The organism is Flavobacterium gelatinilyticum, from assembly GCF_027111295.1.
Lineage (GTDB): Bacteria > Bacteroidota > Bacteroidia > Flavobacteriales > Flavobacteriaceae > Flavobacterium > Flavobacterium gelatinilyticum.
This window is the reverse complement of record NZ_CP114287.1, coordinates 1,202,191-1,214,200: the sequence shown is the minus strand read 5'-3', so window position 1 is coordinate 1,214,200 and position 12,010 is coordinate 1,202,191. Positions and strand designations below refer to the sequence as shown.

Below are 12,010 nucleotides of genomic sequence, written 5' to 3'. Positions count from 1 at the left end.
GAATAAAAATGTTGCATTCAACAAATAAAATCTAATTTAATCTGCTTTAATCTGTAAAATCTGCGTGAAATACTTTGGCACATCAATTTTTTCACGCAGATTTATAGAGATTTCAGCAGATTTACACAGATTTGAATCAAAACCTGTATTATAGAAAACAACAAAGGTTCAAAGGGAAAACTTTGTCCCGTTGAACCTTTGCAACTTTGTATCTTTAAAAAAAAACTTATTCCAAAACCAATTGACCTAAAGCTTCTTTGCTGAAACCTTTCAATTGATCTGTTTTTCCCGCTTTGATTTTAGCCACCCAGTTAGGATCAGATAAAAGTGGTCTTCCTACTGCAACCAAATCAAAATCGCCTCTGTCGAAACGTCTGTTTAATTCTTCTAAAGAAGTAGGCTCAGAACTTTCTCCTGCAAAAGCACCAAAGAAATCGCCCGAAAGTCCAACAGAACCAACCGTAATAGTCGGCGCTCCCGTTACTTTTTTAGCCCATCCTGCAAAATTCAAATCAGAACCTTCAAATTCAGGTTCCCAGAAACGACGCTGTGAAGCGTGAATAATATCAACACCGGCATCAACAAGAGGATTAAGCCATGCTTCTAATTCCTGCGGATTTTTAGCCAGTTTATAGTTATAATCAGAAGGTTTGAATTGAGAAAAACGCATAATAACTGCGAAATCATTCCCAACCTGCTTTCTGATTTCTTTTATCACTTCAATTGCAAAACGATTACGTTCCGGTAATGTTTTTCCTCCGTAAATATCCTCGCGAAGGTTTGTTTCAGCTCTAAAAAACTGATCAATTAAATAACCGTGTGCACCGTGAATTTCGATCGTGTCAAAACCTAATTTTTTAGCATCGGCAGCAGCCTTTCCAAAAGCAAGAATCGTTTCTTCGATATCTTTTTCAGACATAGAAACACCATTTCTAAAATCAGGTCGGTTTAATCCTGACGGACCTTCAAAAGGAACAGGAGGAACCCATCCTGAATGGTGGTTGTCCATAATTCCCATATGCCATATCTGCGGGCCCATTTGTCCGCCTGCAGCGTGAACTTCGTCAATAACTTTTTTCCATCCGTTTAAAGCCAAATCTCCGTGAAAATGCGGCACATTAGCATCGTTAGATGATGATTTTCTGTTGATAACAGTTCCTTCGGATAAAATTAAACCAACTTCACCCTCAGCTCTTTTTTGATAGTAAGCTGCGACTTCATCAGTTGGAACTCCGTTTGGAGAAAAAGAGCGCGTCATTGGCGCCATTACGATTCGGTTTTTCAGATTTAACGTTTTTAAGTTAAATGGCGAAAACAGGTTGTTTGTACTCATAGTAATTTTACAAATTAGATTGAATTAATTTACTGAGTGCTTCAAAGGCACCTTCGTTACGTTTATAATAGGTCCATTGTCCAACACGTTTGGCTTCGATAAAACCGGCGCGCTGTAAAATAGACAGATATTCTGATACTGTGGATTGTGTTAAACCGGCCTTGGACTGAATCTGCCCAACGCAGACACCGTGCTCAAATCCGCCGTGTTCAAGTTGTCCGGGAAAGTTAATTTCGGGTTCTTTGAGCCATTCCAGCATTTGCAGTCTGGACTTATTCGATAAGGCTTTAAAAATTTCTATAGCTTCCATGGAACAAATATATCGACTTTTCCCGATATACCAATTTAAGAAAAAATATTTAGGATAATTTTATGATTGGGGGAGAATCCGGCGTTAAAACAAGGGATTTTATCAAAGAAAATTTATATTTGCTTTTAGAATAAACTCGCAAAGATGAATTTCTACGTCATTTTTGTCATTTCGACGAAGGAGAAATCACGCTCTTTAAGATTAAAAAAGCCCCAATTATCAAATAAACTTAAATTATGAAAAAAACATTACTCGTTTTAGGATTCTTATGTTGTGTAATAACCGCTTCGAAAGCACAGGTTGTAGGTGTAGACGTTGGAGATATTGCTCCAGAAATCGATCTTCCGGATACAAAAGGCGAACTTGTAGCACTTTCGTCTTTACGAGGTTCGCTGGTTTTAGTTGACTTTTGGGCTTCGTGGTGCGCGCCGTGTATTAAAGAACAGCCTACATTATTAAAATTACATAATGCATATCCAGATACATTTTCGATTTACGGTGTTTCTATGGATACCAAAAAGCCATTATGGACAGCAGCGATTGCAAAAGGAAAATTACCGTGGACAAACGTAAGCGATTTAAAATACTGGCAGTCTCCGGCTGTAGCCGATTATATGCTGCAATCTGTTCCGTTGAATTTTTTAATTGATAAAAACGGAATCATTCTGGCAAAAAATATCCACGGAAAAGCATTAGAAGATAAAGTGAATGCTTTACTGGCTCAGTAAATAATTTTTTACCACAAATTGCACAAATTCAAGTAATAAGTAATTAGTGCAATTTGTGTAATTCGCGGCAAAAACTTTGTATATCTGTCTCTTTGCAACTATATAACTAAAATACTATGATTCAAAAAGCACTTTTAGCACTGATAATTCTGGTTTCGTTGAAATCGAATTCACAAACACTTGAAACAGTTTATAAAATGAAATCCGATTATCAAAAATGTCTGGATAAAGGTATAGATATGCGTGGTTGTGCGCTTGATTATTACAATCAGTCAGATAGTCTGCTAAATGTGGCTTACAAAAATCTTAAAACTAAAATCAGCTCAAAAGAACAGTCAAAACTGAAAAAAGAACAGCTGGAATGGCTTAAAAAACGCGATCAGTTTTTTCAAAAAGTGTATTCGGATACCAAAAAACAAGGGAATTTTATTGAAGGAACACAAGATTTTGATATGATAATCTACGACGAACAGGCAAGATTCGTGTTCGGAAGAGTAAAAGAGCTGATTAAAAAAGGTTAGGATTCAAAGTTTCAGGTTTCAGGTTTCACGTTTCAAGTTCAGGTTGTCTGACTTGAAAAAAGTACTCTGGAGACTTATTGCCTATATCTCATATGGTTTATAATTTTTTATTTGCGATATAAAACAAAAAGTCCAGATCGGGGGATCTGGACTTTACAAGATTAAAAATTAATTATTCGCTTTCTGTGTTTGCTTTTCTTACACCTCCAAAGCTCGTCTTCATCATTTCCCTAATCTGAAACTGTGTTTTATTTCGCGTGATACTTTTCCATTCATCAAAATCATAAATATGAATTTTGTCGGCATAAGGATTGGTTACGAAAAAAAGTCTTGATATAGAGAATTTATAATATTTTAATTCATGGGAAATGTGACGATCTGGCACAACAATAAGAATCGTGTCCCAATTCAGAAAATTTTTTGGAACATCTTCTCTTTCTGTTAATCCAAGAGACTCAAAAAAGGCAACTATCTTTTGCTCATTAATCTTATCGATCTTCTGGTCGATTCGCTTAATGGTGCTAAGAAGCTTTTTCTCATCTTTAATAACACTCATAATAATCTCTGTTTTTTAAATTTTTATATAAAATTACACCAAATCAGAATTACTTTGTTAACTATATCCATTAGAATGATTCTAAATTTTGATACGGTTTTTAATGGGTTCTGTAAGGGAAATTGTTCATGTTTTGATAAAATACTATTGAATTTAATGGGTTTAAAAGCATAATTTTATCTTTTTGCACTTACTAACTTTTACCAAACCGTTTTTTATGAAAAATATTTTACCCAAAATCTTCCTGTTTTCAGTTTTTTTAAGCTCCGTTTTGTCTTTTGCCCAGAATAAATCAGACAGAGAATTGCTTTTAATTGATAAAGACTGGCGTTTTTCATTTGGTCATTTATATGATACCGAAAAAGATTTTGGACATGCAACGGGTTATTTTTCCTATTTAACAAAAACCGGTTTTGGTGATGGTCCGGCTTCAAAAGATTTTGACGATCGTGCGTGGCGAAAACTTGATTTACCGCACGATTGGGCAGTCGAACAGTCTTTTAGCGAAAAAGGAAGTTTCAGCCACGGATTTAAAACTGCCGGAAAAGGTTTTCCGGAGAAAAGCATTGGCTGGTACCGAAAAAAAATCAGCATCCCTGAAACCGATAAAGGAAAGATTATTTCTTTACAATTCGATGGTGTTTTCAGGAACTCAAAAGTGTTCTTTAACGGTTATTACCTCGGAACAGAAGAAAGCGGTTACAATGGTTTCGAATACGACGTTACGGCTTATGTAAACTATAATGGAGATAATACAATTGTAGTTCGCGCCGATGCTTCGATGGAGGAAGGCTGGTTTTATGAAGGCGCGGGAATTTACAGACATGTTTATTTAAAGAAAACGAATCCTGTTTTTGTTGCTTTGGACGGAACGTATGTAACTTCTGAAATTAAAAATAATGATGCAGAAGTTACTGCCGAAGTAACAATAGAAAATAAAAGCCATTACAAAGGTTCAGTCGAAGTGATTCAGACCATTTTTGATGCTTCGGATAAGCAGATTTCGTCTGTTTCTGAAACTATTCAGGTTCCGGAATTTTACAGATCAGCGAGTTTTACTTCAAAATTACATGTCAAAAATCCGAAGTTATGGGATATTGATTCGCCCATTTTATACCGATTAGTGACAGAGTTAAAACAAAACGGAAAAACGATTGATCGTTATGAAACCTCGTTTGGAATCAGAACTATACAATTTGATGCCGAAAAAGGCTTTTTTCTAAATGGAAAGCCTGTAAAATTAAAAGGAACCAACAATCATCAGGATCATGCCGGAATTGGAACGGCGCTTCCGGATGAACTTCAGTATTATCGAATTCAGAAGCTAAAAGAAATGGGTTCGAATGCCTATCGTTGTTCACATCATCCGCCAACGCCCGAATTACTGGATGCCTGCGACAAACTGGGAATGCTCGTAATTGATGAAACCCGATTAATGGGAATCAACGAGTATCATCTAAACGATCTGGAACGAATGATGAAGCGCGACCGAAACCATCCAAGTATCTTCTGCTGGTCGGTTGGAAACGAAGAATGGAACATTGAAGGGAATATTGTGGGCGAACGCATTACAAACATCATGCAGGATTTCTCAAAAAGCATCGACCCTACAAGACCGGTAACGGTTGGGATAAGCAGCGGATTTAAAAGCGGCATTTCGTCTGTAGTTGAAATCATGGGCTATAATTATCTGGGAAACGGTGATATTGATGCTCACAGAAACGAATTTAAACAACAGCCTGGAATGGGGACAGAAGAAGGTTCTACCTTTGCAACACGCGGTATTTATTTTACAGATGATGCCAGACATTACCAAAGTGCGTACGACAAAAAACCGCGTCCGAGTTTTTACAGTATAGAAGAAGGCTGGAAGTTTTATGCCGAAAGACCATATCTGGCGGGAATGTTTATCTGGACAGGATTTGATTATCGAGGTGAGCCGACACCTTACGGCTGGCCGTCGGTAACTTCGTATTTTGGGATGATGGATGTCTGCGGTTTTCCAAAAGATAATGTTTTTTACCTTAAATCATGGTGGGGAAACAAACCCGTTCTTCACATTATGCCACATTGGAATTGGAGTGGAATGGAAGGCAAAGAAATTGATGTTTGGGCCTATTCCAATTGTGATGAAGTAGAACTTTTCCTCAACAAAAAAAGCCTCGGTAAAAAGAAAATGCAACCCAACAGTCATTTAGAATGGAAAGTAAATTATACGCCGGGAACTCTTGAAGCTGTAGGGTATAAAAAAGGTAAAAAAGTTTTGACCGAAACTCAAAAAACTACCGGAAAAGCCGAAAATATAAAACTGTCTTTAGACAAAGAAAATGTTTTAAAAGGAAATGTTTCTGTAATAACAGTCGAATTTACAGACAAGAACGGTTTGCATATTCCGACGGCTAATGATGAAGTTACATTTTCGATAAAAGGCGGTAAAATTTTGGGAGTAGGAAACGGCGATCCAACTTCGTTAGAAAAAGATCAGTTTATTGATGATGTAAGATTAGTCCCGATTACTAATTTTCAAGAGCAAAAAACAACAGCTGCAACTTTGCCTGAGCAATTATCAAATTATGCAGAAAACGACTGGATAACAGCGTTTAAAGATCGTGATTATAAAAAACAGGCGCCATCGTATATTTATAAAGGGGAGTTTGATTTGAAGAATAATTCGGCTTCAAATGTGGTAAGTTTCTTTTATAAAAAAATCGGCGTTGAAACTGTAGTTTTTGTAAATGGAATTAAAGTTGAACCAAGCATAGAAGACCCTCAAAAATATAATTTGAGCTCTGCAATTTTAAAAGAAGGAAAGAATATAATTCATATTGCAGCAACGCCATTGCATAAAGTAAAAGATTGGGATGTTATGAATACCGATCCGGGAATTATTCAGGTTGTAACACCAGCAGATTCTTGGAAAAGAAAGCTTTTTAACGGTTATGCCCAAATCATCATCCAAAAAGAGGAAAATGCGAAAGAAGTTGTTTTGTCTGCTTCTGCGAAAGGATTACGCATAGGAACTTTAGTTGTAAAATAGTTTCAGGTTTCAGGTTTCACAGGTTTTAACCGCAGAGAGCGCAAGGATTTATGCAAATCACACAAAGAAATAATAAAACTTTGCGTCCTTGCGCCTTTGCGAGATTCTAAAAAAAACTTGCGGACTTTGCGATTAAAAAACTTTAAACCTGAAACCTGAAACAAAAAAATAACACAACAATAATGTTTGATTTTCATAACTTTGCAAAATGAGTAATCAAACAGAAACCCAGAATTGCGATTTTACTTCAGATTTAAAAATGAAAGGCTTTAAAGTCTATCCTATAAATGGAGATTTTAGTAAAGTTCCAGTTTACAGCCGCAGAGATTTTTATAAAATCTGCATCAATACAAGTAAGAGTATTATACAATATGCTGACCGCGGAATAGAAACCGATGGCACGATTCTGTTTTTCGGTAATCCAATTATTCCGTATTCCTGGGAAACGCTTTCTGAAGGATATGAGGGGTATGCCTGTGTTTTTACCGAAGAATTTTTTAAAACCAAAGACCGTTCAGAAACCCTTCACGAATCGCCTTTGTTTAAAATAGGAGGTACACCTATATTTAATTTAACACCTGAACAAAAGGTATTTATTGATTCTTTATTTCAAAAAATGATAGAAGAATATGATACCGATTATGCATTTAAAGATGATTTAATGCGCAGTTATGTCAATTTGATTATTCACGAATCGATGAAAATGCAGCCTTCAGAGAATTTCTTTAAACATAAGAATGCTTCATCAAGAATAACATCTTTATTTTTGGAATTGCTGGAAAGGCAGTTCCCAATCGAAACAAAAGATCAGCCTCTTTTATTAAAAACACCTCAGGATTACGCGCAGAGCCTTTCTGTTCACGTAAACCATTTAAACCGCTCGGTAAAAGAAGTGACAGGAAAACCCACAACCTCACATATTACCGAAAGGGTAATTAACGAAGCAAAAGCTTTGTTACAGCACACAGACTGGAGTATTTCGGACATTGGGTATTCACTTGGGTTCGAGTATCCAAGTTATTTTAATAATTATTTTAAAAGACTTACCGGAACGGTTCCAAAATCGCTCCGAATGTAAAATTGTTTCAATTTCATAATTTTTTGTTTGAATATTGTTATTTCTGAACTTTAGTATTGTTCTACATTTGTTCCCGAAATGAACAACAAATCCTTGTATCCGTTTTTAAAAGACTAAATATTACTTCACTAAAGCGATGTTCAGCTTTACAGTTTGGTTTTAAATCCGGATAACAGAAAAAATAGAAATCTTTAAAGTATCAATAAATAGAAAAACTCCTTTTAGGAAGAGGTACAGCGTTCTGATTTTTTTACTGAAACAAGTTTACAACAGCTTTTAAATAATTTTTATTAACCTAAAAACACTAAATGATGCCGACACATTACACCGCAGTGACCGAAGAAGGGAGAATTCCAAATACTTATATGACAGGTGAAGTGTCATATAAAAAGCAGACGAGTAACATTCATCCCGAAAATACCGTAATTAAAGAAGTTTCGTTTGAGCCGGGCGCCAGAAGCAACTGGCATAGTAACGCCAGCCTTCAGTTAATCATTGTAACAGACGGGCTTGGCTATTATCAGGAACGAGGCGGACAAATTAATTTGATCGAAAAAGGAAAAGTAATCACCGTTTTACCCGGAGTTGAACACTGGTATGGAGCAGCTCCCAAAACAAAATATTCTCATATAACCATTGTAACAGAAGTAAACAAAGGCCACGGAGAATGGCTGGAAAGCGTTACTGATGAGGAGTATTTTAAAGATGCTGAAGTACTGAGATACTAAGATTTAAGGCGCTGTGTTTTTAAGATTTTTAGTTGCTAATGATTTGTGTATCTTTATGTTAAGATTCGGATAAGATTGCAGCAGATCTGCTAAAAAAACTTAGAACGCCAAAATTCCGCTCCAAAGGAACCTGAAACAGTGAAACCTGAAACAAAAAACAAAAAACAAACAAAACAAAAACTATTAATATGGAAGCAACAAACATTAAAGCCTTTGGTACAGAAGCAGCCGAAGCACCTTTAAAAACATTAGATATTAAAAGAAGAGCCGTACAGGCACATGATGTAGAAATTGAAATCCTGTATTGCGGTATCTGCCACTCTGATCTGCATTCGGCGAGAAACGAATGGCATGGTACAATTTACCCAATTGTTCCGGGACATGAAATTGTAGGCCGTGTAACAAAAGTAGGCGAACATGTAAAGAATTTCAAAGTAGGACAATTAGCCGGAGTAGGCTGTATGGTAGATTCCTGTAGAGAATGCGAACATTGTAAAAATGATCTTGAACAATTTTGTGATGAAGGAAATATTCAGACCTTTAATTCACCTGACAAACATTTAGGCGGACAAACTTATGGCGGTTATTCTCAAAGTATTGTAGTTGATGAAAGCTTTGCATTGCACATTTCAGATAAACTAAATCTTGCTGCTGTTGCTCCCTTATTATGCGCAGGAATTACAACTTACTCTCCATTAAAACATTGGAAAGTTGGACCTGGTCAAAAAGTTGGAATTGTTGGTATCGGTGGTCTTGGTCACATGGGAATCAAAATTGCGAAAGCTATGGGAGCTCATGTAGTAGTTTTTACAACATCTTTGTCTAAAACTGAAGACGCAAAACGTCTTGGAGCAGATGAGGTTGTACTGTCAACAGATGAAGCACAAATGGCAGCACACGCCAGAAGTTTAAACTTTATTTTAGATTGCGTTTCTGCGGAGCATAGCATTGATTCGTATTTAAATCTACTAAAAGTAGACGGAACATTAACTTTGGTTGGAGCGCCAATGGATCCGCTTCCTGTAACTTCTTTCAGCTTGATTTTAGGAAGAAGAAGTTTCTCAGGTTCTCTTATAGGAGGAATTGCAGAAACCCAGGAAATGTTGGATTTCTGTGCTGAACATAATATCACTTCAGATGTAGAAGTAATCGGTGTGAATGATGTTAATGATGCCTACGAAAGATTATTAAAAGGAGATGTTAAGTATCGTTTTGTAATTGATATGGCGTCTCTTAAATAAGCGGTAAAGTTATATAGTGACAAAGTTGCAAAGTAATTAAGCTTTTAAAGCTTTAAAATATTTGATATTGCAAAGATTAGAAAACCTTTGTGACTTTGTCCCTCTGTTTCTTTCCCCTAAAAAGAAAAATAATGAAAACACGTAAACTAGGAAACAGCGGTCTTGAAGTCTCTGCATTGGGACTAGGCTGCATGGGAATGAGTTTTGGTTACGGACCGGCTCATGATAAAAAGGAAATGATCAGTCTGCTTCGTTCTGCATATGAAAAAGGGATTACTTTTTTTGATACGGCAGAATGTTACGGACCTTTTTTAAACGAAGAGTTATTGGGAGAGGCTTTATCGCCTTTTCGCGATAAGATTGTAATAGCCACTAAATTTGGTTTTTTAGAAGGTGATTCTAAAAAAGGACTCGACAGCCGTCCGGAATGGATTAGAAAAAGCATCGAAGGTTCATTAAAAAGATTAAACACAGATGTAATCGATTTGTATTATCAGCATCGTGTTGACCCGAATGTGCCAATTGAAGATGTTGCCGGTACAATTAAAGACCTGATTCAGGAAGGAAAAGTAAAACATTTTGGACTTTCAGAAGCAGGAGCAGAGAGCATCCGCCGTGCTCATGCCGTACAGACTGTTACAGCCCTTCAAAGCGAATATTCATTATGGTGGAGAACGCCAGAAGAAGAGATTTTCCCCGTATTAGAAGAACTCGGAATCGGATTTGTGCCTTTTAGCCCGCTTGGAAGAGGTTTCCTTACGGCAAAAATCGACCAGAACACTCAATTTGACAGCACGGATTTTAGAAATACATTACCACGTTTTACACCCGAAGCCAGAAAAACAAATCAGGCATTTGTAGACCTGTTAATTCAAATGGCGGCAGACAGAGGTGTAACGAATGCACAAATTGCCCTTGCATGGATTTTAGCCCAAAAACCGTGGATTGCACCCATTCCGGGGACAACAAAATTACACCGTTTAGAGGAAAACCTTGGAGCAGTAAATCTGGAACTTTCAGTACAAGACATCGCAGAAATCACCACTGCAGCCTCAAAAATTACAATAGAAGGATCAAGATACCCGGAACATTTACAAAAAGCAACGGGAAAATAAGTTTTTTAAGGGTCTAAGTTTTAAAGTAACAAAGATTAAAAAACTTGGAACCTTTGTCACTTTGCCACTTTGTACCTATTAAGAAAAAAACAAAACCCCTCAAGCAATTCAACTCTTGAGGGGTTTCTTAAAAATAAATAATAACCAATTAAATTTATTTTACTTTTTGTCGAGGTTTTGTTTCAGCATTTTAGCATGTTCTAAATGTGCTGTTAAACCCGCAATATTGTTTGATGCCCAAAGTCTTACATCTTCATCAGTGGCATCTTTTGATGCTTTTTCAAGTTTTTTGATTGCTTTTTCGTGACCGTCAATCATCATATCGGCAAACTTTTTGTCAAAATCCACACCTGATTTTTCATTTAGTTTTTTATATTCATCCTGACCTTCTTCGGTTAATGAAGCAGGCAGCGTAAAGTTTTTAGATTTTGCCAGAGCACTAACTTCCGAAGCAGATTTTGTGTGTTCATCAACAAGCATTTTACCAAATTTTTTCACTTCAGGATTGGTACTTTTCTGCTGTGCTAATTTTCCAATTTCGATTTCAGCCAGATTAATCTCGGCCTGATCTACTAAAAATTCAGAATCGTCTTCTTTACTGTCGATAGTATCAAATTTGGTTTCGTTAGCATTCTCCGCAACCTCTTTTGGATCTTCTTGTTTATTTTCATTTTTACACGAATTCAGGGATAACATAATTAATCCCGCTCCTAAAATTGCTTTACCGGCTAGTAGTATCTTTTTCATGATTTTAATAGTTTAAATGTTATAATGTAAAATTATTCACAATATGTAAGAATAATTTACAGGATTTTTATGGATTGTTATAAGATTTAGATATGTGGTTTTTTAGTTTTCAGTGATTAGTGATCAGTCTCAGTGATTAGTGATTAGTTTTAAGTCTCAGTAATCAGTAATCAGTTTTCGGTCACGGTTTTCATATTCCGGAGGAATATTTCATCGGTAGAAAAAAAAATGAATCGTTGGCGCATTGTGTCCCAGAGGGACACCTGAAATATTCCGTTTGTCTCTATATAATATAATCAAACGTTCCTCTGGAGCGTAAACCATAATCAATATATTTTTTTTCTACCGATTGAAACGTTCCTCCGGAACGTATTAGCCGTACATTCAATATAAACGTATAACCGTAACTCTATATTTTTTCAATCAACGAGACATTCCTCTGGAATGTATTGCTGTTTCAATTGAAACAATTTGTTTACAACTAACGACTAAAAAACTGACCGCGACTGAATACTAAATAATTATGAAAGTTATAATCAAAATTCTATAACAGAAAAATCCTGCTTTTTAAGGAATTTTGATATATCAAGATTTCTGAATAACAATCTAAAATTTT

General features: G+C 36.1%; 11 protein-coding genes. 7 read left to right on the top strand and 4 right to left on the bottom strand.

What is annotated here, in order from left to right; all coding sequences use genetic code 11:
* Positions 1-226: 226 nt before the first annotated feature.
* Positions 227-1,333: an NADH:flavin oxidoreductase gene (locus OZP11_RS05105; protein ID WP_281234148.1), complete on the bottom strand. Its 1,107-nt coding sequence runs from the start codon at positions 1,331-1,333 to the stop codon at positions 227-229.
* A 7-nt stretch (positions 1,334-1,340) separates the two neighbouring features.
* Positions 1,341-1,643, bottom strand: coding sequence for an ArsR/SmtB family transcription factor (locus tag OZP11_RS05100; RefSeq protein ID WP_281234147.1), 303 nt, complete (start codon positions 1,641-1,643; stop codon positions 1,341-1,343).
* Between the two features lie 236 nt (positions 1,644-1,879).
* Between OZP11_RS05100 and OZP11_RS05095 the strand changes: the two genes are divergently transcribed.
* Positions 1,880-2,371, top strand: coding sequence for a TlpA family protein disulfide reductase (locus tag OZP11_RS05095; protein WP_281234146.1), 492 nt, complete (start codon positions 1,880-1,882; stop codon positions 2,369-2,371).
* Positions 2,372-2,487: 116 nt separating this feature from the next.
* Entirely contained in the window at positions 2,488-2,892 is a 405-nt protein-coding gene (locus tag OZP11_RS05090; RefSeq protein ID WP_281234145.1) for a lysozyme inhibitor LprI family protein, read from the top strand.
* A gap of 172 nt (positions 2,893-3,064) precedes the next feature.
* Here OZP11_RS05090 and OZP11_RS05085 read toward each other — a convergent pair whose 3' ends face one another.
* Entirely contained in the window at positions 3,065-3,448 is a 384-nt protein-coding gene (locus tag OZP11_RS05085) for a hypothetical protein (protein ID WP_281234144.1), read from the bottom strand.
* Positions 3,449-3,665: 217 nt separating this feature from the next.
* Here OZP11_RS05085 and galA point away from each other — a divergent pair, with 217 nt between their 5' ends.
* From galA to OZP11_RS05060, 5 genes are all read left to right on the top strand, one after another.
* The gene (galA, locus tag OZP11_RS05080; protein WP_281234143.1) at positions 3,666-6,485 is read left to right on the top strand and encodes a beta-galactosidase GalA; all 2,820 of its coding nucleotides are present in this window, start codon (positions 3,666-3,668) and stop codon (positions 6,483-6,485) included.
* 208 nt (positions 6,486-6,693) lie between these two features.
* Complete coding sequence (locus OZP11_RS05075) at positions 6,694-7,563, top strand: helix-turn-helix domain-containing protein (protein WP_281234142.1); 870 nt, start codon at positions 6,694-6,696, stop codon at positions 7,561-7,563.
* A gap of 308 nt (positions 7,564-7,871) precedes the next feature.
* Positions 7,872-8,291 carry a cupin domain-containing protein gene (locus tag OZP11_RS05070; RefSeq protein ID WP_281234141.1) on the top strand — a complete coding sequence of 140 codons (420 nt, stop codon included), beginning with the start codon at positions 7,872-7,874 and terminating at the stop codon, positions 8,289-8,291.
* 188 nt (positions 8,292-8,479) lie between these two features.
* Positions 8,480-9,532 carry an NAD(P)-dependent alcohol dehydrogenase gene (locus tag OZP11_RS05065; RefSeq protein WP_281234140.1) on the top strand — a complete coding sequence of 351 codons (1,053 nt, stop codon included), beginning with the start codon at positions 8,480-8,482 and terminating at the stop codon, positions 9,530-9,532.
* A gap of 131 nt (positions 9,533-9,663) precedes the next feature.
* Positions 9,664-10,647 carry an aldo/keto reductase gene (locus tag OZP11_RS05060; RefSeq protein ID WP_281234139.1) on the top strand — a complete coding sequence of 328 codons (984 nt, stop codon included), beginning with the start codon at positions 9,664-9,666 and terminating at the stop codon, positions 10,645-10,647.
* Positions 10,648-10,806: 159 nt separating this feature from the next.
* Here OZP11_RS05060 and OZP11_RS05055 read toward each other — a convergent pair whose 3' ends face one another.
* Positions 10,807-11,394 (bottom strand): DUF4142 domain-containing protein, encoded by a 588-nt coding sequence (locus OZP11_RS05055; RefSeq protein WP_281234138.1) that lies wholly within the window; start codon positions 11,392-11,394, stop codon positions 10,807-10,809.
* Positions 11,395-12,010: the final 616 nt, after the last annotated feature.

What these genes read in the sequence shown, in the direction of transcription:
- OZP11_RS05105 (WP_281234148.1), bottom strand. Translation starts at nt 1,333, where the DNA reads ATGAGTACAAACAACCTGTTTTCGCCATTTAACTTAAAAACGTTAAAT.
- OZP11_RS05100 (WP_281234147.1), bottom strand. Translation starts at nt 1,643, where the DNA reads ATGGAAGCTATAGAAATTTTTAAAGCCTTATCGAATAAGTCCAGACTG.
- OZP11_RS05095 (WP_281234146.1), top strand. Translation starts at nt 1,880, where the DNA reads ATGAAAAAAACATTACTCGTTTTAGGATTCTTATGTTGTGTAATAACC.
- OZP11_RS05090 (WP_281234145.1), top strand. Translation starts at nt 2,488, where the DNA reads ATGATTCAAAAAGCACTTTTAGCACTGATAATTCTGGTTTCGTTGAAA.
- OZP11_RS05085 (WP_281234144.1), bottom strand. Translation starts at nt 3,448, where the DNA reads ATGAGTGTTATTAAAGATGAGAAAAAGCTTCTTAGCACCATTAAGCGA.
- galA (WP_281234143.1), top strand. Translation starts at nt 3,666, where the DNA reads ATGAAAAATATTTTACCCAAAATCTTCCTGTTTTCAGTTTTTTTAAGC.
- OZP11_RS05075 (WP_281234142.1), top strand. Translation starts at nt 6,694, where the DNA reads ATGAGTAATCAAACAGAAACCCAGAATTGCGATTTTACTTCAGATTTA.
- OZP11_RS05070 (WP_281234141.1), top strand. Translation starts at nt 7,872, where the DNA reads ATGATGCCGACACATTACACCGCAGTGACCGAAGAAGGGAGAATTCCA.
- OZP11_RS05065 (WP_281234140.1), top strand. Translation starts at nt 8,480, where the DNA reads ATGGAAGCAACAAACATTAAAGCCTTTGGTACAGAAGCAGCCGAAGCA.
- OZP11_RS05060 (WP_281234139.1), top strand. Translation starts at nt 9,664, where the DNA reads ATGAAAACACGTAAACTAGGAAACAGCGGTCTTGAAGTCTCTGCATTG.
- OZP11_RS05055 (WP_281234138.1), bottom strand. Translation starts at nt 11,394, where the DNA reads ATGAAAAAGATACTACTAGCCGGTAAAGCAATTTTAGGAGCGGGATTA.